Genomic DNA, 23584 nt, shown 5'->3' with positions numbered 1-23584 from the left:
CGTCCGCTGGAAGATCAATGCTGGCCGTCGCTTTCGGCTCCTGCCAGCCAGCCATGCGCGTCGGCGCGATGGGCGCCTTCGCGCGAACCTAAATTCGCGAAGTCGAACAGCCGGCGGTCGGCAAGCTGGGAGGGTGCCACATTCGCCAGCGCGCGGAAAATGGTTTCGCTGCGTCCGGGGTGGGTACGTTCCCATTCATGCAGCATGCGGCCGACTGCCTTGCGCTGCAGGTTTTCCTGCGAGCCGCACAGGTTACAGGGAATGATCGGAAACTGCCTGTGCGCCGCGTAGTCGGCGATGTCGCTTTCCTTGCAATAGGCCAGCGGGCGAATCACCACATGGCGCCCGTCGTCCGAGCGCAATTTCGGCGGCATCGCCTTCAGGCTGGCCTGGTAGAACAGGTTCAGGAAAAACGTGCCGAGGATGTCGTCGCGATGATGCCCCAGCGCGATCTTGCTGACGCCGTTGGCCGCCGCCCACGTGTACAGCGCGCCGCGACGCAGTCGCGAGCACAAGCTGCACATGGTCTTGCCCTCGGGAATCACCCGCGTCACGGTGCTGTAGGTGTCCTGCTCGATAATGTGGAAGGGCACGCCGCGTTCGCTGAGGTACTGCGGCAGCACGTGCTCGGGAAAGCCCGGCTGTTTCTGGTCCAGGTTCACCGCGACCAGCTCAAAGCGCACCGGCGCCTTGGCCTGCAGCGACAGCAACACGTCCAGCATCGTGTAGGAGTCCTTGCCGCCGGACAGGCACACCATCACCTTGTCGCCGTCTTCGATCATGTTGAAGTCGGCGATCGCCTGACCCACCTGATGGCGCAGGCGCTTGGCCAGCTTGCCGGCCTCGTAGGCCTGCTTGCGTGTGGGTTCCGAAGGAATGAGGTCGGGATGGGCGGACATGGGCACAGCGTCGGACGGGCAAGCGCATAGTGTACCTGCCTCTCTCCCGCCATTTTTGCGCGCTACAATTGGCTATCTTCCGCCGCCCAAGCGATTGATTGCCCCCATGCAGGCCCAGGATCAGTCCCAGATCGTCCATCTCCTGGCCGAACTGCGCCAGGAGCATCGCGACCTGGACGCGGCAATCGAGCAGATGGGTCACTCGCTGGGCAGCGACGAGCTGCAGATCACCCGCCTGAAGAAGCGCAAGCTGCTGCTGAAAGACACCATCGCGCGGCTGGAAAGCAAGCTGATTCCCGACCTCGACGCCTGATCCGATGCCCACCCTGACTCCGGTCTCACTCCAGGACGAGCACGTCCTGCTCGAACCCCTCGCCCCGCATCACGCCTCCGACCTGGAAGCGGCCGCCGCGGATGGCCAGCTGTGGGAACTGTGGTTTACCAGCGCCCCGGCCCCCGGGCAGGCCCCGGCCTACATCCAGAAAGCGCTGGATGGCCTGGCCGCCAACACCATGCTGCCGTTCGCCGTGCGCGAAAAAAGCAGCGGCGAGATCGTCGGTACTACCCGCTTCTACGAATTCGATCCGGCGCTGCCGCGTATCGCCATCGGCTACACCTGGTACGCCCGGCGCTGGCAGAAAAGCCACCTGAACACCGCCTGCAAGCGCCTGTTGCTGCAGCACGCCTTCGAGCGCCTGCAATGCGTGGCGGTGGAATTGCACACCGACGGCCGCAATCTAGACTCGCAGCGCGCGATCGAACGCCTGGGCGCCCATCGCGATGGCGTGCTGCGCGCCCACAAGCGCCGTCCCGACGGCACCCTGCGCGATACGGTGTGCTATTCGATCATCGCCAGCGAGTGGCCGGACGTATCGCGCTGGCTTCAGATGCGCCTGGCGCGCCTGCACGCGCTCAAAGCAGCCGATTGAGCAACCGGTCCAGCCGCACCCGGCTGAGCCGGCGCAGCAGCCGGCGCACCTGGGGCGGATAGTGGCGCGGATTGTCCAGCGCGCTGTAATCGTCCAACCGGGTGGCGTGGCGGCGCAGGGCGGCCCACTCCGCTTCGTGACGCGCCGTCAGCAGATGCGCGGGATCGCGCAACAGCAGACCGTTCTCCAGGTCCAGCCCCCACCCGCGCGGATTGAGGTTGTTGCCGGTGAGCACGGCGACCTCCTCGTCGATCAGCAGGCCCTTGAGGTGATAACTGTTATCGCCGTCGCGCCACAGCCAGACATTGAGCTGGCCGCGCATGACGTGCGTGCGATGCAGTCGCAGAAAGCGGCGCAGATTGCTTTCGTATAGATACGGCAGCAAGCCGGTCTTACGGAAGGGTTCGCTGGGTGGAATGTAGAAATCGTTCGCGGTCTTGTCCCCCACCATGATGTCGATGCTGCAGCCGCGGCGCAGCAAGTGGCCCAGCACCGCGCGCACCGGCCGCGGCAGGTTGAAGTAGGGCGTGAACAGCACCACGCGCCGCCGCGTGTCGCGCAGCAACGCCAGCAGCACATCGTTGAGCTGGTTGTCGGTGCGGCCGAAGCCGACCAGCGGCGTCACCGCCACCGCCCCGTCCGGCAACGCCTCGTGCGGCACCTGGTAATGCGCCCGTTGCAATTGCCGGCGCAGGTGCCGGATCGGATTCTGCAGCTCGCGGGTGGGCGGCAACGGCGGCCGGTCCAGCCGGATCACCGCGTCGCTGCCCTTGAAATGCCGGTGCACGAAGCCGGCCAGGCTATCGGCAAGGCCCGCATGGCGCAGCAGATGGTAGCGATCGAGCCGGTAGCGTCCGTGCCGGGCCAGATAAACCTCGTTGAGGCTGGCGCCGCTGTAGAGCACTTCGTCGTCGATCACGAAACCTTTCAGATGCAGGACGCCGAACACTTCGCGGTTTTGCACCGGTACCCCGTGGATCGCCACGCCGTCGCCCAAGCGCGCGGCGTACTGGCGATACATCGCGGCATTGCCATCGCTGTCGGCATGGCCGATCAGTCCGCGCCGGGCGCGATGCCAGTCGACATAGATTTCCACTGCCAATGCGGGATTGGCGCGCTTTGCCGCATACAGCGCATCGAGCACTTCGCGGCCGACGTCATCGTCCTGCAGGTACAGCGCCACGATCACGATCCGCCGCTGCGCCCGCGCGATCGACGCCAGCAGCGCCGCGCGGAACGCGGCCGGGCCGTCCAGCACGCGGATGCCATCGGCCGGCACCGCAAAGGCGTGCAGCGCATTCAGTTGCGGACGCAGGAAACGGCGCAACGGCAACAACCGCCGAGTCAGGCGACGAGGCGTCAAGAGGCGGGAAACATTCATGTCGCTATGGTACCGAGTCCTCTCCAGAGCTCAATCCGGCGGGGCCGCGCTGCCTAACGCACATTGCTGCGGGACAGCCGACGCCAGCAACAGACTCGGGATCATCCGACCGCATGTCAGCCCCTGCATGCGCCGTGCTCGTCGCCTCATTGGGCCCCGATGGATGCATGCGCGACCGGCAAATTGGCAATCGTGCCTACATCGCGCGCTACTTTTTATTGGTTTCTTTTGAAACGAATAAATACGAAACACGTTGGTACATATGGACGTCCAGCCGTCCGTACGTGTGCGAATTGGCAATTCGGAAAATTTTTCATAAAAAAATGGTTGACAGCCTCATGAACGGTGCCTTAGGGTCAACGACATGCCGCAGCGCAACAGCCACCGCTACGTGACCCGAGCGATCCGTCCCCCGACGGTTACGGACACGCTGCCGTTTGCCGGCCTCCTTCTTATTTCCCTTGTACTCGTACTCCTTATTACCAACGGAGGTGCGGGCTGAGGGCGCGTGTCCAGGTAAAGCAAAACTGACCTAGATACCCCGAAGAACCCCGCACCCACCAGGATGCGGGGTTTTTTGTTGCCCTCGGCACCGTCCAAACGGAGCCAGGCATGACCACCGAAACGACACCACCCAAGCACCAGGACGAAGCCGGCGACAACGCCGAGGACCGCGTACGCATTTTCGACACCACCCTGCGCGACGGCGAGCAGGCACCGGGTTTTTCCATGGACCGGCGCGCGAAATTGTGCATGGCACAAGCGCTGGAAACGCTGGGCGTGGACATCCTGGAAGCGGGTTTTCCGCAGGCTTCGCCGGACGATTTCGCCGCCGTGGCGGAAATCGCGCGCACCTTGCGCACCACCACCGTGTGCGCACTCGCACGCTGCCAGAACGGCGATATCGACACCTCCGCGCGCGCGCTGGAACAGGCGCATCGCTCACGCATCCATCTGTTCCTCTCCACCAGTCCGCTGCATCGCGAGCACAAGCTGGGCATGAGCAAGGCGCAGGTGCTCGACACTGCGGTAGCGTCGATTGAACGCGCGCGCAAATACTGCGCCGATGTGGAGTTTTCCGCCGAGGACGCACTGCGCACCGAACCGGATTTCCTGGTCGAAGTGTTCAGCGCCGCCGTCGCCGCCGGCGCGACCACGCTCAACGCGCCCGACACGGTCGGCTACACCACGCCGGCCGAAATGGTGGAACTGTTCACCTATCTGCGCAAAAACGTGCGCGACGCGCACAAGGCGGTATTTTCCGCGCATTGCCACGACGACCTCGGCATGGCCGTGGCCAACAGCCTTGCCGCGGTCAGTGCGGGTGCGCGCCAGGTCGAATGCACCATCAACGGCATCGGCGAACGCGCCGGCAATGCGGCGCTGGAAGAAATCGTGATGGCGCTGAAGGTCCGCGCACCGCATTTTGGCCTGAACACCGGCATCGACACGCGCAAGCTCTACCCCACCTCGCGCCTGCTCACGCAGATCACCGGACAGGCCGTGCCGCGCAACAAGGCGGTGGTGGGCGAGAACGCCTTCGCGCACGAATCGGGCATCCACCAGCACGGCATGCTCAAGCATCGCAGCACCTACGAAATCATGCGCCCGCAAGATGTGGGCATTGCCGAAACGACACTGGTGCTGGGCAAGCATTCGGGCCGCCATGCCCTGCGCCAGCGCTTGCAGGCGCTCGGCCACGCGGTGGAGGAGGCGGCGATGGATGAGATCTTCGCGCGCTTCAAGGCGCTGGCCGATCGCAAGCGCGAGATCCGCGACGAGGACCTCGAGGCGCTCGCGCTGGGTCAGGATCCCGATGCCAAGGGCCCGTGGCACCTGGACCTGCTCAACACCCATTCGCACCTGGGCGGCAGCGCCTCGGCCACGGTGAAGCTGAGCCACGAAGACGGCCGCGTGGTGGGCGAAGCGGCGATCGGCGACGGTCCGGTGGACGCCGTGCTGCGCGCGATCGAGCGCGCCACCGGCACCGACATGGTGCTGACGCGCTTCCAGGTCCGCGCCATCAGCGAAGGCGGCGATGCGCAGGGCCACGCGCGGCTCACCGCGCGCCACGCCGAGCGCGACTGGAGCGGCAGCAGCGTCAGCACCGACATCATCGAGGCGACCGCGCACGCCGCGCTCGCCATCGTCAACCGCATCGAACGGCAGCCCGGCCAACGCCCTGCCCAGATCCCCACGTCACAAGGAGCTTCCGCATGAACACGCCGTTCCTGTGGCACAACGGGCGCATCAAGCCCTGGGCCGAGGCTACCGTCCACGTCAGCGCGCACGCCCTGCACTATGGCTCCTCGGTGTTCGAGGGCGAGCGCGTGTACAACACGCCGGACGGCCCGGCGTATTTCCGCCTGGCCGATCACACGCGCCGGCTGTTCGAATCGGCGCGCATCTACGACATCGAGATCGGCTACACCGAGCAACAGATCGACGAAGCGTGCGTGGAACTGATTGGCGCCAACCGCATGGCTTCGGCCTATGTACGCCCCATCGTTTTTCGCGGCGCCGGCGGGCTCGGCGTACTCCCCAGGGACGGCGCGCCCGTCGACGTCGCGATCCTCGCGCTGGAATGGGGCGCCTATCTGGGCGACGCCGCCGAAACCGGCGCGGATGTGTGCGTGTCCTCGTGGAATCGCCCCGCCCCGAACACCTTGCCGAGCTGGGCGAAGGCCGGCGGCAACTACCTCAGCAGCCAGCTGATCGGGCTGGAAGCGCGCCGCGGCGGCTTCGACGAAGGCATTGCCCTGGGCCACAACGGCCTGTTGAGCGAGGGCGCGGGCGAGAACCTGTTCCTGGTCAAGCGCGGCAAGCTGCTCACGCCGCCGTCGAGCGCGGGCATTTTGTCCGGTATCACGCGCGACACGGTGATCACGCTCGCCGACGACCTGGGCATCGCGGTGGAAGAACGCGATCTGCCGCGCGAGGCGCTGTACTGGGCCGACGAAGTGTTCATGACCGGCACCGCCGCGGAAATCACGCCGGTACGTTCGGTCGATCGCAAGCAGGTCGGCAACGGCACGCCCGGCCCGGTCACGCGCGCGCTGCGCGATGCCTTCTTCGGCCTGTTCGATGGTCGCACGCAGGACCGCTACGGCTGGCTCACGCACGTATCGAGCGCGCTCGCCGCCGACCGCGAAAATCAAAATGCGGCCAGTCACGGCCGCACGCCTCAACAAAGCCAGGCCACGATGGAGGCCGCGACATGAGTCCCCGTACGCTGTTCGAAAAAATCTGGGACGGCCACGTCGTCGCACCCGAAACCGACGCCACCCCCTCGGTGCTGTACATCGACTTGCATCTGGTGCACGAAGTCACCTCGCCGCAGGCCTTCAGCGAACTGCGCGCGCGCGGCCTGACACTGCGCCGCCCCGACCGCACGCTGGCCACGCTCGATCACTCCACGCCCACGCTGCCGCCGAGCGCGGACGGTGAACGCCCCTACGCCAACGCCGAAGCCAAGGCGCAGGTGGCGCAACTGGAAGTGAACTGCCGCGAATTTGGCGTGCGCCTGTACGGCTGGGATAGCCAGGACCGCGGCATCGTGCACGTGATCGGTCCGGAACTGGGCGCCACCCAGCCGGGCATGACCATCGTCTGCGGCGACAGCCACACCTCTACCCACGGCGCGTTCGGCGCGCTTGCGTTCGGCATCGGCACCACCGAGGTCGGCCACGTGATGGCTACGCAGTGCCTGCTGCAACGCAAGCCGAAAACCTTCGCCATCCACGTCGATGGCACGCTGCCGCGCGGGGTCGGCGCGAAGGACCTGATCCTGCACATCATCGGCGAGATCGGCGTGGATGGCGGCACCGGCTACGTACTGGAGTATCGCGGCCAAGCCATCGAAGCGATGTCGATGGAAGAGCGCATGACCGTGTGCAACATGTCGATCGAAGCGGGCGCGCGCGCCGGACTGATCGCTCCGGACGACACCACCTTCGCCTGGCTCAAAGGCCGCCCCGGTGCGCCGCAGGGCGCAGCATGGGACGCGGCCGTCGCTCGCTGGCGCGCGCTGCGCAGCGATACGGACGCGGTCTACGACCGCCAGGTGCGCATCGACGCCAGCCAGATCCGTCCCACGGTCACCTACGGTACGCATCCGGGCATGGCGATCGCGATGGACAAGCCGGTACCGGCCGCACGCAACGCGCCGGAACAGCGCGCGCTCGACTACATGCAGGCCAAGCCCAACCAGCCGATGCAAGGCACTGCCGTGGACGTCGTGTTCATCGGCAGCTGCACCAACTCGCGCCTTTCGGACCTGCGCGAAGCGGCCAACGTATTGCGCGGCCGACAGGTCGCCCAGGGCGTGCGCATGCTGGTGGTGCCGGGCTCCGAAGCCGTGCGCCGCGATGCCGAACGCGAAGGCCTGCACGAAGTATTTCTCGCCGCCGGCGCGGAATGGCGCATCCCGGGTTGCTCGATGTGCATCGCCATGAACGGGGATCTCGCACAGCCGGGGCAGCTGGTCGTCAGCACGTCCAACCGCAATTTCGAAGGTCGCCAGGGCAAGGGCGCGCGCACCGTGCTGGCCAGTCCCGCCACCGCCGCCGCCTCGGCCATCGCCGGCGCGATCGCCGATCCACGCCAATACCTGACGGAGGTGGCCGCATGAAGCCCATCACCCGCATTCATTCGCGCACCGCCGTGCTGGTCGATGAGAACATCGACACCGATCGCATCATCCCGGCGCGCTTCCTCACCACCACCGAGCGCAGCGGCCTGGGCAAGCACTGCTTCGAGGACTGGCGCTACAACCAGGACGGCAGCGACAACCCGGCATTTCCGCTCAACAAATCCGAAGCCCGCGGCTGCGGCATCCTCGTCGCCGGGCGCAATTTCGGCTGTGGCTCCTCGCGCGAACACGCGCCGTGGGCCTTGCTCGACTACGGCATCAAGGCGGTGCTGTGCAGCGAGATCGCCGACATCTTCCGCGGCAACGCGCTGAAGAACGGCCTGCTCGCCATTGTGCTGGACGAAGCCGAACACCGCTGGCTGCTGCAAAACCCCGGCGTGGAACTGTCCATCGACGTGCGCGAGCAAACCATCGAGTTGCCCGACGGCGGACGCATCCGTTTCCAGCTTGAGCCGTTCGCACGGCATTGCCTGCTCAACGGCGTCGATCAGCTCGGCTTTCTGCTGCAGCAGGAGGCGGCCATCGCTCATTACGAACAACAACAGGAGAAAGCGGCATGAAGGCGCGTATCGTTACCCTGCCCGGCGACGGCGTAGGTCCGGAAGTTACCGACGCGGCCGTTGCCGTACTGAAAGCCGTCGCCGAGCGCAGCGGCCACACGTTCGAATTTGAATCGCACGCGATCGGCGGCTGCGCCATCGACGCCACGGGCGAGCCGCTGCCGGCCGCGTCGCTGGCCGCGTGCAAGCAGGCCGATGCCGTACTGCTGGGCGCGGTGGGTGGCCCCAAGTGGTCCGATCCGCAGGCCAAAGTGCGCCCCGAACAAGGCCTGCTGGCCTTGCGCGCGGCGCTGGGCGTGTTCGCCAACCTGCGCCCGCTGCAGGTGCATCCGGCGCTGGCCTCGCTGTCGCCGCTGAAGAACGAAAAGCTCAAGAATGTCGATGTCTTGTTCGTGCGCGAACTGACCGGCGGCGCCTACTTCGGCGCCAAGACCCGCACCGCTGACGCCGCCACCGACGAATGCAAGTACACCGTCGCCGAAATCGAGCGGGTAACGCGCCGCGCCTTCGAACTGGCGCGCGAGCGCCGCCAGCACGTCACCTCGGTAGACAAAGCCAACGTGCTGGAAACCTCGCGCCTGTGGCGCAGCACCGTCACGCGCATCGCGGCCCAATACCCGGACGTGAAGCTCGAACACCAGCTGGTCGATTCGATGGCGATGCTGCTGTTGACGCAACCCTCGCGCTACGACGTGATCGTCACCGAAAACCTGTTCGGCGACATCCTCACCGACGAAGCCGCCGCGCTGGCCGGCTCGCTGGGCCTGCTGCCCTCGGCCTCGCTGGGTGACGGCAAAGTCGGCCTGTACGAACCCATCCATGGCTCGGCACCGGATATCGCCGGCCAGGGCGCCGCCAATCCGCTGGGCGCGATTCTTTCCGCCGCGCTGCTGCTGCGCCACTCGCTGGAACTGGACGTGGAAGCCACCACCATCGAGGCGGCCGTGAGCCACGTGCTCAGCAACGGTCCGCACAGCCGCGACATCGGCGGCAAGGCCGGCACCGCCGAGATCCGCGACGCGGTGATCCAGGCGCTGGACGACGTAGCCACGCCGGCCTTTCTGTGCGGCCTGCGCGCGTGCGGCTGAGCGAGGGCACGATGCGTAGCGACCTGATCAAAACCGGCCCCGACCGCGCCCCCGCGCGCGCCATGCTGCGCGCCACCGGCCTCAACGATGGCGACATCACCAAACCGCTGGTGGCCGTGGTGCACACCTGGTCCAACGTCAGCCCGTGCAACTTGAATCTGCGCGAACTGGCCGAGCACGCCGCCGCCGGCATCCGCGCCGCGGGCGGCACGCCGATCGAATTCAACACCATTGCCGTGACCGATGGCATTGCGATGGGCACGCCCGGCATGCGCGCCTCGCTGATCAGCCGCGAGGTGATCACCGATTCGATCGAGCTGGCCGTGGACGGCCATTGCCTCGATGCGATGGTGGTGCTGTGCGGCTGCGACAAGACCATTCCCGCCGCCGCGATGGCGATGGCGCGGCTGAACATTCCCGCGGTGGCGCTCTACGGCGGCAGCATCGCGCACGGCACGCACGACAACCATCCCATTACCATCCAGCAGGTGTTCGAGGCGGTCGGCGCGCACGGCGCGGGCAAGATCGACGATGCCGAACTCACCGCCGTCGAAAAAGACGCCTGCCCCGGTGCCGGCGCTTGCGGCGGCCAGTTCACCGCCAACACCATGGCGATGGTGATGCAGACGCTGGGCCTGTCGCCGATGGGCTTCAACGACATTCCCGCCACCCATCCGGCCAAAACGCACGCCGCCTTCCGCTGCGGCGAGCTGGTGATGGATTGCCTGCGCCAGCAGCGCAAGCCGCTGGATATTCTCAACGTCACCGCGTTCCGCAACGCCGCGCGCATGGTCGCCGCCACGGCCGGTTCCACCAACGCCGTGCTGCACTTGCTGGCGATCGCGCGCGAAGCGGGCGTGCCATGGACGATCGAGGATTTCGAACCGGCCTCGGTGCACACGCCGGTGATCGCCGACTTGCTGCCGGGCGGCCGCTATACCGCGGTGGAACTGTTTGGCGCAGGCGGCAGCGCGCGCGTGGCGCAGGAGTTGATCGCCGCGGGCATGCTTGAAGATCGTCCCACCGTCACCGGCCGCAGCCTGTTCGAAGAATGCGCCGCCGCCCCGCGCGCCGAGCAACAGGACGTGGTGCATCCGGTGCGCCAGCCGCTGAAACCGCGCGGCGGCTATTCGATTCTCTACGGCAATCTCGCGCCCGAAGGCTGCATCCTCAAGCTCGCCGGCAAAGGCGCCAATCACTTCGAAGGCGTCGCGCGCGTGTTCGAAAGCGAGGAAGAAGCCTTCGCCGCCGTGCAGGGCGGCCGCATCAAGGCGGGCGACGTCATCGTGATCCGCAACGAAGGTCCGGCCGGCGGCCCCGGCATGCGCGAAATGCTCGGCGTCACCGCGGCGCTGGTCGGTCGCGGCCTTGGCAATGATGTCGGCCTGATCACCGATGGGCGCTTCTCCGGCGCCACCCACGGTTTCATGGTGGGCCACATTGCACCGGAAGCCGCGCGCGGCGGCCCGATCGCGCTGCTGCGCGATGGCGACCGCATCGTTATCGACGGCGACCGCCGCGAGCTGCGCACCGATGCCGACCTGCAAAGCCGCCGCGCGCACTGGACGCCGCCCGCCGCCAAGGTCACCCACGGCGCGCTCGCCAAATACGCGCGTCTGGTCGGTTCGGCGTCCGATGGCGCCACCACCCATCCGAAAACCGCCGTTGCCGTTCCGCCTTCCCCTTCAACCACGCAAGACACCCAAGCAGGAGTTACCGCATGAGCAGCACCGCCACCACCGACACGCTGGCCAAGGCGCGCATCGCCGTTCTCGGCTACGGCAGCCAGGGCCGCGCCCACGCCCTCAATCTGAAGGATTCAGGACTCGATGTCGTGATCGGCCTACGCCCGAACGGCCCCACCTGGAGCAAAGCCGTCGCCGATGGCTTCCACGTCGTGGAAGCGGCCCAGGCGGTGCGCGGCGCCGACCTGGTCGCCGTGCTGACGCCGGACATGGTGCAGCCGAAGCTGTACGCCGAATCGATCGCGCCGAATATCAAGCCCGGCGCGGCGCTGTTGTTCGCGCACGGCTTCAACGTGCACTTCAAGCAAATTGAGCCGCGCAGCGACATCGACGTGATCCTGGTCGCGCCCAAGGGTCCGGGCGCGCTGGTGCGCAGCGAATACGAACGCGGCCGCGGCGTGCCGTGCGTGTATGCCGTGCACCAGGACAGCACCGGCCACGCCGAAGAAAAAGCCAAGGCCTATGCCGCCGGCATCGGCGGCGCGCGCGCCATGCTGATCAAGACCGATTTCAAGGAAGAAACCGAAACCGATCTCTTCGGCGAGCAGGCCGTGCTGTGCGGCGGCGCCAGCGAACTGGTGATCAAGGGTTTCGAGACCCTGGTGGAAGCGGGCTACCAGCCGGAGATCGCCTATTACGAAGTACTGCACGAGCTGAAGCTGATCGTGGACCTGTTCTACGAAGGCGGCATCACGCGCATGCTGCAATTTGTCTCCGAGACCGCGCAATACGGCGACTACGTCAGCGGCCCGCGCGTGGTGGACAGCGCCACCAAGGAGCGCATGAAGGGCGTGTTGCGGGACATCCAGGACGGCACTTTCGCGCGCAACTGGATCGCCGAATACAACGCGGGCTTGCCCAACTACACCAAGCTCAAGCAGGCGGACCTGGATCATCCGATCGAACAGGTCGGCGCCAAGCTGCGCGCGCGCATGCCATGGCTGCAAGCCGGCGCGAAGTCCGAGCCCGCACCGTTGAAGAAGGCCGGTTAAATCCATGCGGCGCTCTTCCTCACCCCCATCCCTCCGGCAGGAAGAGCGCCGCATGGCCCTTTTTACACAGGGAAATTGTCGATGAAACGCTTTCACATCGCCCTGGCCGTACGCGACCTGGACGCTTCCATCGCCGACTACAGCACGCGCCTGGGGCAACGCCCCAACGCGGTGGTGGCGGGCAAGTACGCGATGTGGCGCACCGAGCTTTTGAATTTTTCGATCAACCGGCACCCCGAGCGCGCCGGCCAGCTGCGCCATGTCGGCTTCGAAGACGAAGCCGCGCAAGGCTTTACCAGCACGCAGGACGTGAACGGGATCGAATGGGAACACTTCTGTGCCAGTGCGCAGGACGAGCGCATCGTGCAGACGTACGGCATACCGGTCGATGCGTAGCGCGCGGCCGGCATTGATCCAACAACAGCGCAACGCGCATTGCAAAAAACACCAAGGGACAGAAGTGAACACGCCACTGCCGAAACCATCGTTCGCCGCCGACGCCGATCCGCGCGCCGCGCGTCACCCGCTCGCAGGAAAGGACCTGAGCGGCGCGGACATCGTCGTACAAGTGCTGGCCGACGAAGGTGTCGAGGTACTGTTCGGTTACTCCGGCGGCGCGATCCTGCCGGTCTACGATGCGGTGTTCCGGCACAACGTGGAGCATGCGCGCGCCGACGGCCGCGAAGCGATGCCGCTGATCGTGCCCGCCAACGAGCAGGGTGCGGGCTTCATGGCCGCCGGCTACGCGCGCGCGTCGGGCAAGGTCGGCGTGGCCGTGGTTACCTCCGGCCCCGGCGCCACCAACATGGTGACCCCGGTGCGCGATTCGATGGCCGATTCGATACCGATCGTGGTGATCAGCGGCCAGGTCGCCACCCAGGCGATCGGCAGCGACGCGTTCCAGGAAGCACCGATCAGCAACATCATGAGCGCGTGCGCCAAGCATGTCTTCCTGATCACCGAAACGGCGCAACTGGAAGCCACCCTGCGCACCGCCTTCACCATCGCGCGCAGCGGACGGCCGGGGCCGGTGGTCGTGGACATTCCCAAGGACGTGCAGAACGCCCTGATCCGCTTCGAGGGCGAAGGCGAACTGCCGCTGCCCGGCTATCGCGCCCGCCTGCGCACCGTCGAACACGCGATGCTCGACGACGCCGACTGCGCGACATTTTTCGACGCCCTGTCGCATGCCAAGCGTCCGCTGATCTATGCCGGCGGTGGCGTCATCGCCGGTGGTGCGGCACCTGCGTTGCGGGCGTTCGTCGATGCATTCGGCCTGCCCGTCACCACCACACTGATGGGCATCGGCGGCTACGACACCACCCAGCCGCTGGCCCTGCACATGCTGGGCATGCACGGCACCGCCTACGCCAACTATGCGGTGGACGATTGCGACTTCCTGTTGACGCTGGGCGCGCGTTTCGACGATCGCGTAGCCAGCGTACCGGCGCAGTTTGCGCCGCACGCAAAGTTCATCGCGCACATCGACATCGACCCGGCGGAAATCGACAAGGTCAAGCAGACCCATTGGCATCACGTGGGCCCGCTGGACCGCGCGCTGCAGCGCCTGATCCAATACGGCAAGGACCATCGCGTGCGCCTGTCGCTGGGCGACTGGCACGCACACGTCGCCGCACTCAAGCGCACGCACGCGATGAACTACGACCACGCCAGCACGCTGATCCAGCCATACGCGGTGCTGGAGGAAATCAATCGCCACGCGCAGGGCCGCGCCATCGTCACCACCGGCGTGGGCCAGCACCAGATGTGGACCGCGCAATATCTCGATTTCCGTGCGCCACGCCATCTGCTGACCTCCGGTTCGATGGGCACGATGGGCTTCGGCCTGCCGGCGGCGATCGGCGCGCAATTGGCGCGGCCCGATGCGCTGGTAATCGACATCGACGGCGACGCCAGCATCCGCATGAACCTGGGCGAGCTGGAAACGGTCACCACCTACGGCCTGCCGGTGAAGATCCTGGTGCTCAACAACGTCGGCGACGGCATGGTGCGGCAGTGGCAGAAGCTGTTTTTCAAGGGACGCTTCGCCTCATCGGACAAAAGCCTGCATCGCAAGGATTTCGTCCGCGCCGCCGAGGCCGATGGATTCACCTGGTCGCGGCGCCTGGAAAACCCGGCGGAACTGGCCTCCACCATCGCCGATTTCCTGCACTTCGACGGCCCCGCCTTCCTGGAAGTGATGATCGATCCCGATGCCGGCGTGTATCCGATGGTTGGCCCGGGCAGCAACTACTCGCAGATGATCACCGGCCCATTCATCCCCGCACGGCACGCCTCGCACGCCGGCGACGCGGCCGCCACCGACAGCTTCTAACCCGCCCGAATCACCGGAGCCAAGGCCATGCAACACACGCTTTCCATCTTGCTGCAGAACGAAGCCGGCGCGCTGGTTCGCGTCGCCGGGCTGTTCGCGGCGCGCGGCCACAATATCGACACGCTGACGGTCGCGGCCACCCATGATCCGGCGGTCTCGCGGCTCACGCTCACCGTGCGCGGCGACGACGCCAAGCTGACCCAGATCCTGCAGCAGACGCGCAAACTGGTCGACGTGCTGCAGGTGGAGCATCCCGCGCAACCATGAATGCAAGGCTTGCATCCGGCGAAACCGAAACCGTGCTGACGGCCGCAGCGGTATTGCGGCGCGCCGAAGCGGCGCGCGTGTACGAGGTGGCGCACCACACCGCGCTGGAACCGGCCTCGCTGCTGTCCGAACGGCTGGGCGCCACCGTGCTGCTCAAGCGCGAGGACCAGCAACCGGTGTTCTCGTTCAAGCTGCGCGGCGCCTACAACCGCATGGCGCAACTCGATCCCGCGCAGCGCGCGCGCGGCGTGGTCGCCGCGTCCGCCGGCAATCATGCACAGGGCGTGGCGCTGGCGGCCGCGCGGCTGGGCGTCCAGGCCACCATCGTGATGCCGGTGACCGCGCCGCAGGTAAAGGTCGACGCCGTGCGCCGCCTGGGCGGGCGCCATACCGAGGTCGTGCTGGCGGGGGACTCCTACAGCGACGCACAAGCCCAGGCGCAACGCCTGCGCGATGCGCTCGGCGCCACCTTCGTGCATCCCTTCGACGATCTGGAGGTGATCGCCGGCCAGGCCACCATTGCGCTGGAATTGCTGGCGCAGCACCCCGGCTCCCTGCACGCCGTATTCGTGCCGATCGGCGGCGGCGGACTGATCGGGGGCGTCGCCGCGGTGATCAAGGCGCGCCGGCCCGATATCCGGGTCATTGGCGTACAGGCCAGCGATGCCGATTCGATGGCGCGCGCGCTCGACGCGGGCGAACGCGTGGTCCTGGACGACGTGGGCCTGTTCGCCGACGGCACCGCCGTCAAGCAGGTCGGCACGTTGACGTTTTCGCTGTGCCGGCAATACGTGGACGAGGTGCTGCGCGTGGATACCGACGCCATCTGCGCGGCGATCCGCGACATTTACCAGGATACCCGCAGCATCCCCGAGCCTTCGGGCGCGCTGGCGGTGGCGGGGCTCAAGCAATACGTCGCCGCGCATGGCGCAAAGGGCGGCGCGCTGGTGGCGGTGGTATCGGGCGCCAACATGAATTTCGACCGCTTGCGCTTCGTCGCCGAACGCGCGGAAGTGGGCGAGCAGCGCGAGGCCGTGTTTGCGGTGACCATTCCCGAACAACGCGGCAGTTTCCGGCGTTTTTGCGCCGCGCTGGGGCAGCATGCGATCACCGAGTTCAATTACCGCATCGGCGATGCGCAGGCGGCGCACATCTTCGTGGGTGTGCAGACTGGCCAGCGCGGCGAACGCGAAGCGCTGACCGAGGCCTTTCGCGCGAACGGTTTCGGGGTGCTGGATCTCACCGACGATGAACTGGCCAAGCTGCACCTTCGCCACATGATCGGCGGACGCTCGCCGCTGGCGCGCGATGAGCGGCTTTATCGCTTCGACTTTCCCGAACGCCCCGGGGCGCTGGCGCGCTTCCTGGAGCGCATGCATCCGGACTGGAACATCAGCCTGTTCCACTATCGCAATCATGGCGCCGACTACGGGCGCATCCTGGTCGGCATGCAGGTGCCGCCCAGCGAGCATGCCCTGCTCGGGGGGTTTCTCGACAGCCTGGGTTATCCGCACATCGACGAAAGCGACAATCCGGCTTATCGACTGCTGTTGCGCGCGTAAGGCGCGGCGTTTGCGTCAGGCGTCCAGCATGTCGTCGAACGACCGGCCCGCGTCCAGCTCGAACACGTGGTTGTCGTAATCCATGAAGTACAGCGCGGTGTCTTCTCGCGCCATGAAGTGTTCGACGTCGGAGGTGGCCAGTTTGTCCGCGCAGACCGCCAGCTCATCGCGACTCACGCCAAGTGCGATGTGGTCGCCGTTGCGGCACGAGGGCCCCGTGCCCTGCCGCAGCAGGAACCACACGCCGCCCAACCTGGCGCAACTTTGCTGATGGCCGTTGCCGTCGGGCCAATCGGCCACGACTTGAGCCCCAAGGACGCTGGCAAACAGCTCTGCGGTACGCGCAGGGTCACGCACGATCAGTGCAATGTGACTGATTGACGAGACCATGAACACCCCACCCCCCAAAACGGTGCACGATCCTAGACTGATCGCACCGGCAGGGGCAATGTACTCCCCCCGCGCGCCTGGTGGGACAACGCACCGTTTCCGGGCCGGAGCGGCACGCTACACTTGGTCAATGTCTCCCACTTCCCGCAAGCGCCCCCGGCGCAATCCCCCGGCGCCGACCTCCACGCGCACGCGCACCGCCGCCACGCCGACGGTGCGCAAGGCGCAAAAGCCGGCCGACAGCTCCACCCGTGCCGCCCGCGTGCTGGATGGGCTGCTGCGTCCGCTGCCCGAACGCCACCGCCAGAAAGCGCACGATATCCTGGTACTGACCCGCATGGACCGGCCGATCGGCGCCTTGCTGCTGCTGTGGCCGACCTGGTGGGCGCTGTGGCTGGCGGCTGGCGATTTTCCGCCGTGGAAGCCACTGATCATCTTTACCCTGGGCGTGTTCGCCATGCGCGCGGCGGGTTGCGCGATCAACGATTTCGCCGACCGCAAGCTCGACCCCCAGGTCGCACGGACGGCTGGACGGCCGATCGCGGCCGGACGGATCACGCCACGCCAAGCCCTGATCGTGTTCGCCGCCCTCCTGGCGTTCGCCTTCCTGCTGGTGCTGCTGACCAATCCGCTGACCATCAAACTCTCTTTCATTGGCGCGGGCCTGGCGGCGCTGTATCCGTTCACCAAGCGCTATACCGATCTGCCGCAGGTGGTGCTGGGCGCGGCATTCGGCTGGTCGATCCCGATGGCGTTCGCCGCGGTGGGCAACGGCGTGCCGCCGTTGGGCTGGCTGTTGTTCATCGCCAACATCCTGTGGTCGGTGATCTATGACACCGAATACGCGATGGTCGACCGCGAGGACGACTTGAAGGCCGGCGCGCGCTCCACCGCGATCCTGTTCGGCGACGCGGATCTTCTGATCATCGGCGTACTGATGGGCACCTTCATGGTGGCGCTGGCGATGATTGGCACCCGCGCGCACCTCGGCTGGCCCTACTGGCTGGCGGTGGCGGCCTGCGCGGGACTGTTCGGCTGGCAGCAGTGGCTGATCCGCCATCGCGAGCGCGACGCATGCCTGGCCGCATTCCGGCACAACAACTGGGTGGGCCTGACCTTGTGGATCGGCATCGCACTGGCCGTGGCCGTGGCCGTGCGTTGAATTTTCGATGCTAGCGACCGGGTATCGGCGCTCGCGCAAGCGCCCATACATCGACCCGCGCCACGCCGGCCCGCTTGAGCACAGCCGCGCATTCGGCGAGCGTCGCCCCGGTGGTGAAGACATCGTCCAGCACGGCCACGTGCGCGGGTAGCTGCGCACCCTTGCGCAGGGCAAAGGCGTTGCGCAAATTGCGGCGCCGTTCGATCGCCGTCAAGCTGGTTTGCGCGTCGGTATGTCGTACGCGTTGCAGCACGTCCCACCGGCACGGAATGCGCAGCGAGCGCGCCAGCGGCCGGGCCAATTCCAGCGCCTGGTTGTGGCCGCGCTGGCGCAGTCGCCGCGGATGCAGCGGAACCGGCAAGATGAGCTGCGGCAGCGCGCGCGGGGTTTCATGCCGCCACACCTGCGCCAGCGCCCGGCCCGCGGCGAGATCGCGGCCGAACTTGAAACGCGTTTCCAGCCGGTCCAGCGGCCATGCATAGCGGAACGGCGCCCACGCCGCATCCCACGGCGGCGCCTTGAGCAGGCAGCGGCCGCATTGCGGCGCCGATGCGGGCAAGGGCAATGCGCAACGTGCGCAGCATGGCGTGTTGCGTGGCCATTCGGCGATGCAGGCGGCGCAAAGGTCGATGCCGTCCATGCCCGCGTCGCCGCACAGCAGGCAGCGCCATGGCAGCAGCCAGCGGTGCCAGGCATCCAGCAGATGTTTTGCCGCGCTCATGCAGTGGGAGTGCCGGCCTAACCGCGCAACCTGGGTATGCGTGCGCGCGGCATACCGCCCTGGTCTGTAGCCACGAATCCTTTCCTTGGGATGGACAGAGGCCGGATGGTAGCGGGTTTGGCATCCCCTTCCGTCAACCATTCCACCCCGTATTGAGTTGACAGCCTTCCGGGTCACTTCCACACTTATGCGCCGCACGTTTTCCGGAACCGATGCCCATGTCCGTAGCCGCACTTCGCCATGACTGGACGCGCGATGAAGTCGTCGCCCTGTTCGCCCTGCCGTTCAACGAACTGCTGCACCGGGCGCACAGCACGCATCGCCAGCACCACGACCCGAATGCGGTGCAGGTGTCCACGCTGCTGTCGATCAAGACCGGCGGCTGCCCGGAGGATTGCGGCTATTGCCCGCAGGCCGCGCGCTACCACACCGGCGTCAAGGCCGAAAAGCTCATGTCGGTGGACGCCGTCCTGGCCCGCGCCCAGGCCGCCAAGGACGCCGGCGCCAGCCGCTTCTGCATGGGCGCGGCCTGGCGCAGCCCCAAGGACCGCGATGTCGCCCAAGTCGCCGACATTGTCTCGGCGGTCAAGGCGCTGGGCCTGGAAACCTGCGCCACGCTGGGCATGCTGACCGAGCCGCAGGCCAAGACGCTCAAGCAGGCCGGGCTCGACTACTACAACCACAACCTCGATACCGCGCCGGAGTTCTACGACCAGATCATCCACACGCGCCATTATCAGGATCGCCTGGATACGCTCGAACATATCCGCGAAGTGGGCCTTAAAACCTGCTGCGGCGGCATCGTCGGCATGGGCGAAACGCGTACGCAGCGCGCCGGCCTGCTGCAGACGCTGGCCAACCTGCCCGAGCACCCGCAGTCGGTGCCGATCAACCAGCTGGTGCAGGTGGAAGGCACGCCGCTGCACGGCACCGAGGCGCTGGATCCGTTCGAGTTCGTACGCACCATCGCCGTCGCACGCATCCTGATGCCGGCCTCGATGGTGCGCCTCTCCGCCGGCCGCCAGCAGATGGACGACGCGGTGCAGGCGCTGTGCTTCTTCGCCGGCGCCAATTCGATTTTCTACGGCGAAAAGCTGCTGACCACCGGCAACCCCGACGTCGAGCACGATCGCGCCCTGTTCCGCCGCCTGGACCTGCACGCACTGGAGGTCGCCCAGGACACCGACACCGTGCACGCCGACATCCTGGAGACCCAAGCGGGCAGCTGCGGCAACGGCTGCGGCTGCCATGCCGCGGCCTGAACTGCTTGCGCGCCTGGCCGTCCAGACGGCCGAACGCGCGCAAGCCCGGCTGCAACGGCACCTGCGCACCATCGCGCGCGCCGATGGCCCGTGGGTGGAAAGCCAGGGGCGCCGCCTGCTGGCTTTCTGCACCAACGATTACCTGGGCCTGGCGCAACATCCCCAACTGATCGCCGCATTGAAAGAAGCGGCCGATGCCGATGGCGTGGGCAGCGGTTCCGCGCACCTGATCTGCGGCCATCGCCGCGAGCATGCCGCGCTGGAAGAAGCGCTGGCCGAATGGACCGGCCGCGAACGCGCCCTGCTTTTTTCCACCGGCTACATGGCCAATCTGGGCACCATGCAGGCGCTATTGCAGCGCGGCGACCTGTGCGTGCAGGACAAACTCAACCACGCCTGCCTGCTCGACGGCGCGCAGCTTTCCGGCGCGGACCTCAAGCGCTACCGGCATGCGGACGTGGATGCCGCCGAGCGCCAGCTGCGCGGCAACCCGGACGCCTGCGCACTGCTGGCCACCGATGGCGTGTTCAGCATGGACGGCGACATCGCGCCCCTGCGCGAACTGGCCGCACTGTGTCGCCGCGAACGCGCCACCTTGATGGTCGACGATGCGCACGGCCTGGGCGTACTGGGCGATAACGGCGCCGGCAGCGTGGCGCACGCCGGATTGAACGCAGGCGAGGTGCCGGTGCTGATGGCCACGCTCGGCAAGGCGCTGGGATGCAGCGGCGCCTTCGTCGCCGGTTCGGCTGGTTTGATCGACGGACTGACGCAATTTGCGCGCACCTACATCTACACCACCGCCATGCCACCCGCGCTGGCGGCAGCGGCACGGCGCGCCGTGGCGCTCGCCCGCCAGGAAAGCGGACGGCGCGAAAAACTCGCCGGCCTGATCCAACGCTTTCGGCGCGGCGCCACCGAACTGGGCCTGCCCCTGATGCCCTCGCACACCGCCATCCAGCCGCTTTTGCTCGGCGATGCCGGGCGCGCCCTGGAAGCATCCAAGGCGCTGGAAGCGAAGGGTTTGCTGGTGGTGGCGATCCGCCCGCCCACCGTGCCGCAGGGCCAGGCGCGGCTGCGCATTACGCTGACCGCCGCGCACGAAGAAACCCACGTCGACAGGCTGCTGGAAGCGCTCGCCGCCCTGCGCCTGGCAGACGCGCCGGTATAATGGCCAGTCCAGCGTCCCCGCCTTGCCTATGTCGATCCTCAATATTTCCGCCTACCGCTTCGTCAGCCTGGACGATTTGCCGGCGCTGCGCGAACGCGTGCTGGCGCAATGCCATGCGCTCGCGTTGAAGGGCACGATCCTGCTGGCGCCGGAGGGCATCAACCTGTTCCTGGCCGGCTCCCGCCAGGCCATCGCAGCGTTCATGCGTTGGCTTGGCGAGGACACGCGCTTTGCCGACCTTGAGACGAAAGAATCGCTGTCCGACGAAATACCCTTCAAGCGCATGCGCGTGCGGTTGAAGAAGGAAATCATCACGCTGCGCCATCCCGCCATTCGCCCCGAAGGCGGCCGCGCGCCCGCGGTGGATGCCATCACGCTCAAGCGCTGGCTCGATCAGGGTCATGACGACGACGGCCGCGAGGTGCTGTTGCTGGACACGCGCAACGCCTACGAAACCGACGTGGGCATGTTTGCGCAGGCCATCGACTATCGCATCGCCAGCTTCACGCAACTGCCGGCGGCGCTGGCCGCCGATCGGGCGCGTTACGCGGACAAGACGGTCGTCTCCTATTGCACCGGCGGCATTCGCTGCGAAAAAGCCGCGCTGCACATGCAGGACGCCGGCATGCAGCGCGTTTATCAATTGGAAGGCGGCATCCTGAAATACTTCGAGCAAGTCGGCGCTGCGCACTGGCAGGGCGACTGCTTCGTGTTCGACGAGCGCGGCGCGGTGGATCACGCGCTGGCGCCGGCAGCGCCATCGGCCCGCGCGTGGGAAGACACCGCAAAGGCCGGCGCCGCATGAGCCTGCATATCCAGACGCACGGCAGCGGCCCGATCCCGCTGGTGATGATCCACGGCTGGGCCATGCACGGCGGCATCTTCGCGCCGCTGGTGCAGGCGCTGGCCGAACACTGCACCCTGTATCTGGTGGACCTGCCCGGACACGGCTACTCGCGCGATAGCGAGCTGCCATTGGATCCGGCCATCTGCGCGCACGCGATCGCCGACGCCACGCCACCGGCAGCGTGGCTGGGCTGGTCGATGGGCGGGCTGGTCGCGCTGCGCGCCGCGCTGGACCTCCCGCAACAAGTGCGTGGACTGGCCATGCTATGCGCCACGCCGCGCTTCGTCAGCGCGCCGGACTGGCCGCAGGGCCGCGAACAAGCGCTGGTGCAACAATTGGCAACGGATCTTGAGACCGACTACCACGCCACCGTCGATCGTTTCCTGACGCTGGAAGTGATGGGCAGCCGCGATCCGCGCGGCGAGCTGCGCAAGCTGCGCGAGCAGGTCTTTTCGCGCGGCGAACCGAATCTGCGCGTGTTGCAGGAAGGTATCCGCCTGCTCGATCAAACCGACCTGCGCGCCGCGTTGCAGCGCTTGAAACCGGGCAACAGCTGGTGGGCCGCCGGCCGGCTCGACCGCCTGGTGCATCCGCAGGCCATGGAATGGTCGGCCGCGGCGAGTGCCGGCCCCTTCCACGTCATCGCGCACGCCGGCCACGCCCCTTTTCTGAGCCATGCCGATGCCGTTGCCCAAACGCTGCTGCCCTGGCTCGAGGCCCACCGATGAGCGATTTCCACCTCGACACGCAACGCGTGCGCGCCAACTTCGGCCACGCTGCCGACAGCTACGAAAAACACGACGCCCTGCAGCGCGAGGTGCAGCAACTGTTGCTGGAGCGGCTGGATTTCTATCTGCAGCAACCGTCGCGGGTGATCGACGTCGGCGCAGGCACCGGGCGCGGCTCGGCGCTGCTGAAAAAGCGCTACGCCAAAGCGCAGGTGATCGCCGTGGACGCCGCGCTGCCGATGCTGCGCACGGCCAGGGCACACGCCGGTTGGCTCAAGCCGTTTCTGCGCGTGTGCGGCGAGGCGACGGCGTTGCCGCTGCCCGATCACAGCGTCGAGGTGCTGCATTCGAACCTGTGCTTTCAGTGGATCGACGATCTGCCCGCGTTGTTCGGCGAATGCGTGCGCGTACTCAAGCCCGGCGGCATGCTGCTGTTCTCCACCTTCGGCCCGGACACCTTGCGCGAGCTTCGCGCCGCATGGGCCTCGGTGGACCAGCATTCGCACGTGGGCCGCTTCCTGGACATGCACGACCTGGGCGATGCGATGATCGCGGCGGGGCTGCGCGATCCGGTGCTGGACGTGGATCGCTACACCCTCACCTATAGCGATCCGCAGGCGTTGCTGCGCGAACTCAAGGGCCTGGGCGCCACGCATGCCGACCGCGGACGCGAGCGCGGCCTCACCGGCAAGCGGCACTTCCGCGGCATGCTGGCCGCCTACGAAGCGATGCGCGTGGACGGGCTCATTCCCGCCACCTGGGAAGTGGTGACAGCGCATGCCTGGGGCCCGCCGCCAGGGCAATCGCGTCGCGCGAAAGACGGCGGCGAAATCGCCAGCTTTTCCATCGACAGCCTGCGCGGCTCGCGCCGCCGCTGAAACGCCCCGCCTGGCG

General features: G+C 67.0%; 23 protein-coding genes. 19 read left to right on the top strand and 4 right to left on the bottom strand.

Annotated features, from left to right (window positions below):
- Positions 1 to 14: 14 nt before the first annotated feature.
- A complete protein-coding gene (gene ttcA / locus VME63_RS00450; RefSeq protein WP_325429122.1) occupies positions 15 to 899 on the bottom strand; it encodes a tRNA 2-thiocytidine(32) synthetase TtcA in 885 nt (294 codons plus the stop codon).
- 106 nt (positions 900 to 1005) lie between these two features.
- Between ttcA and VME63_RS00445 the strand changes: the two genes are divergently transcribed.
- On the top strand, positions 1006 to 1212 hold the full coding sequence (locus VME63_RS00445) for a YdcH family protein (RefSeq protein ID WP_325429120.1): 207 nt from the start codon (positions 1006 to 1008) through the stop codon (positions 1210 to 1212).
- Positions 1213 to 1216: 4 nt separating this feature from the next.
- Positions 1217 to 1828, top strand: a complete 612-nt coding sequence (locus VME63_RS00440) for a GNAT family protein (protein ID WP_325429118.1) — start codon at positions 1217 to 1219, stop codon at positions 1826 to 1828.
- Here VME63_RS00440 and pssA read toward each other — a convergent pair.
- Positions 1812 to 3209, bottom strand: coding sequence for a CDP-diacylglycerol--serine O-phosphatidyltransferase (gene pssA / locus VME63_RS00435; RefSeq protein ID WP_325429116.1), 1398 nt, complete (start codon positions 3207 to 3209; stop codon positions 1812 to 1814). The genes VME63_RS00440 and pssA overlap by 17 nt on opposite strands.
- A gap of 612 nt (positions 3210 to 3821) precedes the next feature.
- Between pssA and VME63_RS00430 the strand changes: the two genes are divergently transcribed.
- From VME63_RS00430 to ilvA, 11 genes are all read left to right on the top strand, one after another.
- Complete coding sequence (locus VME63_RS00430; RefSeq protein ID WP_325429114.1) at positions 3822 to 5429, top strand: 2-isopropylmalate synthase; 1608 nt, start codon at positions 3822 to 3824, stop codon at positions 5427 to 5429.
- The gene (locus VME63_RS00425; RefSeq protein ID WP_325429112.1) at positions 5426 to 6430 is read left to right on the top strand and encodes a branched-chain amino acid transaminase; all 1005 of its coding nucleotides are present in this window, start codon (positions 5426 to 5428) and stop codon (positions 6428 to 6430) included. Before VME63_RS00430 ends, VME63_RS00425 begins: the two co-directional genes overlap by 4 nt.
- A complete protein-coding gene (gene leuC, locus VME63_RS00420) occupies positions 6427 to 7839 on the top strand; it encodes a 3-isopropylmalate dehydratase large subunit (protein WP_325429110.1) in 1413 nt (470 codons plus the stop codon). The genes VME63_RS00425 and leuC overlap by 4 nt, the downstream gene beginning before the upstream one ends.
- Entirely contained in the window at positions 7836 to 8420 is a 585-nt protein-coding gene (leuD, locus tag VME63_RS00415) for a 3-isopropylmalate dehydratase small subunit (protein ID WP_325429108.1), read from the top strand. The genes leuC and leuD overlap by 4 nt, the downstream gene beginning before the upstream one ends.
- The gene (gene leuB, locus VME63_RS00410; RefSeq protein ID WP_325429106.1) at positions 8417 to 9508 is read left to right on the top strand and encodes a 3-isopropylmalate dehydrogenase; all 1092 of its coding nucleotides are present in this window, start codon (positions 8417 to 8419) and stop codon (positions 9506 to 9508) included. Before leuD ends, leuB begins: the two co-directional genes overlap by 4 nt.
- A gap of 11 nt (positions 9509 to 9519) precedes the next feature.
- Positions 9520 to 11232, top strand: a complete 1713-nt coding sequence (ilvD, locus tag VME63_RS00405; RefSeq protein ID WP_325429104.1) for a dihydroxy-acid dehydratase — start codon at positions 9520 to 9522, stop codon at positions 11230 to 11232.
- Positions 11229 to 12245, top strand: a complete 1017-nt coding sequence (ilvC, locus tag VME63_RS00400; protein ID WP_325429102.1) for a ketol-acid reductoisomerase — start codon at positions 11229 to 11231, stop codon at positions 12243 to 12245. The genes ilvD and ilvC overlap by 4 nt, the downstream gene beginning before the upstream one ends.
- 81 nt (positions 12246 to 12326) lie before the next feature.
- Positions 12327 to 12641 carry a hypothetical protein gene (locus tag VME63_RS00395; RefSeq protein WP_325429100.1) on the top strand — a complete coding sequence of 105 codons (315 nt, stop codon included), beginning with the start codon at positions 12327 to 12329 and terminating at the stop codon, positions 12639 to 12641.
- 64 nt (positions 12642 to 12705) lie between these two features.
- Positions 12706 to 14580 (top strand): biosynthetic-type acetolactate synthase large subunit, encoded by a 1875-nt coding sequence (gene ilvB / locus VME63_RS00390; protein ID WP_325429098.1) that lies wholly within the window; start codon positions 12706 to 12708, stop codon positions 14578 to 14580.
- Between the two features lie 27 nt (positions 14581 to 14607).
- Positions 14608 to 14847 carry an acetolactate synthase small subunit gene (gene ilvN / locus VME63_RS00385; RefSeq protein WP_325429096.1) on the top strand — a complete coding sequence of 80 codons (240 nt, stop codon included), beginning with the start codon at positions 14608 to 14610 and terminating at the stop codon, positions 14845 to 14847.
- Entirely contained in the window at positions 14844 to 16409 is a 1566-nt protein-coding gene (gene ilvA / locus VME63_RS00380; protein WP_325429094.1) for a threonine ammonia-lyase, biosynthetic, read from the top strand. Before ilvN ends, ilvA begins: the two co-directional genes overlap by 4 nt.
- A gap of 15 nt (positions 16410 to 16424) precedes the next feature.
- On the opposite strand, the gene VME63_RS00375 is transcribed toward ilvA, so the two are convergent.
- Positions 16425 to 16799 carry a VOC family protein gene (locus VME63_RS00375; RefSeq protein ID WP_325429092.1) on the bottom strand — a complete coding sequence of 125 codons (375 nt, stop codon included), beginning with the start codon at positions 16797 to 16799 and terminating at the stop codon, positions 16425 to 16427.
- Positions 16800 to 17061: 262 nt separating this feature from the next.
- Here VME63_RS00375 and ubiA point away from each other — a divergent pair, with 262 nt between their 5' ends.
- Positions 17062 to 17961 (top strand): 4-hydroxybenzoate octaprenyltransferase, encoded by a 900-nt coding sequence (ubiA, locus tag VME63_RS00370; RefSeq protein WP_325429282.1) that lies wholly within the window; start codon positions 17062 to 17064, stop codon positions 17959 to 17961.
- A gap of 10 nt (positions 17962 to 17971) precedes the next feature.
- Here ubiA and VME63_RS00365 read toward each other — a convergent pair whose 3' ends face one another.
- Complete coding sequence (locus tag VME63_RS00365) at positions 17972 to 18682, bottom strand: ComF family protein (RefSeq protein ID WP_325429090.1); 711 nt, start codon at positions 18680 to 18682, stop codon at positions 17972 to 17974.
- Between the two features lie 218 nt (positions 18683 to 18900).
- On the opposite strand from VME63_RS00365, the gene bioB reads away from it, so the two are divergent.
- The 5 genes from bioB to bioC are packed head-to-tail and all read left to right on the top strand — an operon-like array spanning position 18901 to position 23568.
- Positions 18901 to 19944: a biotin synthase BioB gene (gene bioB / locus VME63_RS00360; RefSeq protein ID WP_325429088.1), complete on the top strand. Its 1044-nt coding sequence runs from the start codon at positions 18901 to 18903 to the stop codon at positions 19942 to 19944.
- Entirely contained in the window at positions 19931 to 21115 is a 1185-nt protein-coding gene (bioF, locus tag VME63_RS00355; protein WP_325429086.1) for an 8-amino-7-oxononanoate synthase, read from the top strand. Before bioB ends, bioF begins: the two co-directional genes overlap by 14 nt.
- Before the next feature lie 28 nt (positions 21116 to 21143).
- Positions 21144 to 21920 (top strand): sulfurtransferase, encoded by a 777-nt coding sequence (locus VME63_RS00350; RefSeq protein ID WP_325429279.1) that lies wholly within the window; start codon positions 21144 to 21146, stop codon positions 21918 to 21920.
- Positions 21917 to 22690 carry a pimeloyl-ACP methyl ester esterase BioH gene (gene bioH / locus VME63_RS00345; protein ID WP_325429084.1) on the top strand — a complete coding sequence of 258 codons (774 nt, stop codon included), beginning with the start codon at positions 21917 to 21919 and terminating at the stop codon, positions 22688 to 22690. Before VME63_RS00350 ends, bioH begins: the two co-directional genes overlap by 4 nt.
- Positions 22687 to 23568, top strand: coding sequence for a malonyl-ACP O-methyltransferase BioC (bioC, locus tag VME63_RS00340; protein WP_325429082.1), 882 nt, complete (start codon positions 22687 to 22689; stop codon positions 23566 to 23568). Before bioH ends, bioC begins: the two co-directional genes overlap by 4 nt.
- Positions 23569 to 23584: the final 16 nt, after the last annotated feature.

The sequence above is a fragment of the Dyella sp. genome (assembly GCF_035503745.1).
GTDB lineage: Bacteria > Pseudomonadota > Gammaproteobacteria > Xanthomonadales > Rhodanobacteraceae > Dyella_B.
Note: the sequence above shows the minus strand (reverse complement) of the source record. Positions and strands in the feature narration are given on the sequence as shown.

What these genes read in the sequence shown, in the direction of transcription:
- ttcA (WP_325429122.1), bottom strand. Translation starts at nt 899, where the DNA reads ATGTCCGCCCATCCCGACCTCATTCCTTCGGAACCCACACGCAAGCAG.
- VME63_RS00445 (WP_325429120.1), top strand. Translation starts at nt 1,006, where the DNA reads ATGCAGGCCCAGGATCAGTCCCAGATCGTCCATCTCCTGGCCGAACTG.
- VME63_RS00440 (WP_325429118.1), top strand. Translation starts at nt 1,217, where the DNA reads ATGCCCACCCTGACTCCGGTCTCACTCCAGGACGAGCACGTCCTGCTC.
- pssA (WP_325429116.1), bottom strand. Translation starts at nt 3,209, where the DNA reads ATGAATGTTTCCCGCCTCTTGACGCCTCGTCGCCTGACTCGGCGGTTG.
- VME63_RS00430 (WP_325429114.1), top strand. Translation starts at nt 3,822, where the DNA reads ATGACCACCGAAACGACACCACCCAAGCACCAGGACGAAGCCGGCGAC.
- VME63_RS00425 (WP_325429112.1), top strand. Translation starts at nt 5,426, where the DNA reads ATGAACACGCCGTTCCTGTGGCACAACGGGCGCATCAAGCCCTGGGCC.
- leuC (WP_325429110.1), top strand. Translation starts at nt 6,427, where the DNA reads ATGAGTCCCCGTACGCTGTTCGAAAAAATCTGGGACGGCCACGTCGTC.
- leuD (WP_325429108.1), top strand. Translation starts at nt 7,836, where the DNA reads ATGAAGCCCATCACCCGCATTCATTCGCGCACCGCCGTGCTGGTCGAT.
- leuB (WP_325429106.1), top strand. Translation starts at nt 8,417, where the DNA reads ATGAAGGCGCGTATCGTTACCCTGCCCGGCGACGGCGTAGGTCCGGAA.
- ilvD (WP_325429104.1), top strand. Translation starts at nt 9,520, where the DNA reads ATGCGTAGCGACCTGATCAAAACCGGCCCCGACCGCGCCCCCGCGCGC.
- ilvC (WP_325429102.1), top strand. Translation starts at nt 11,229, where the DNA reads ATGAGCAGCACCGCCACCACCGACACGCTGGCCAAGGCGCGCATCGCC.
- VME63_RS00395 (WP_325429100.1), top strand. Translation starts at nt 12,327, where the DNA reads ATGAAACGCTTTCACATCGCCCTGGCCGTACGCGACCTGGACGCTTCC.
- ilvN (WP_325429096.1), top strand. Translation starts at nt 14,608, where the DNA reads ATGCAACACACGCTTTCCATCTTGCTGCAGAACGAAGCCGGCGCGCTG.
- ilvA (WP_325429094.1), top strand. Translation starts at nt 14,844, where the DNA reads ATGAATGCAAGGCTTGCATCCGGCGAAACCGAAACCGTGCTGACGGCC.
- VME63_RS00375 (WP_325429092.1), bottom strand. Translation starts at nt 16,799, where the DNA reads ATGGTCTCGTCAATCAGTCACATTGCACTGATCGTGCGTGACCCTGCG.
- VME63_RS00365 (WP_325429090.1), bottom strand. Translation starts at nt 18,682, where the DNA reads ATGAGCGCGGCAAAACATCTGCTGGATGCCTGGCACCGCTGGCTGCTG.
- bioB (WP_325429088.1), top strand. Translation starts at nt 18,901, where the DNA reads ATGTCCGTAGCCGCACTTCGCCATGACTGGACGCGCGATGAAGTCGTC.
- bioF (WP_325429086.1), top strand. Translation starts at nt 19,931, where the DNA reads ATGCCGCGGCCTGAACTGCTTGCGCGCCTGGCCGTCCAGACGGCCGAA.
- VME63_RS00350 (WP_325429279.1), top strand. Translation starts at nt 21,144, where the DNA reads ATGTCGATCCTCAATATTTCCGCCTACCGCTTCGTCAGCCTGGACGAT.
- bioH (WP_325429084.1), top strand. Translation starts at nt 21,917, where the DNA reads ATGAGCCTGCATATCCAGACGCACGGCAGCGGCCCGATCCCGCTGGTG.
- bioC (WP_325429082.1), top strand. Translation starts at nt 22,687, where the DNA reads ATGAGCGATTTCCACCTCGACACGCAACGCGTGCGCGCCAACTTCGGC.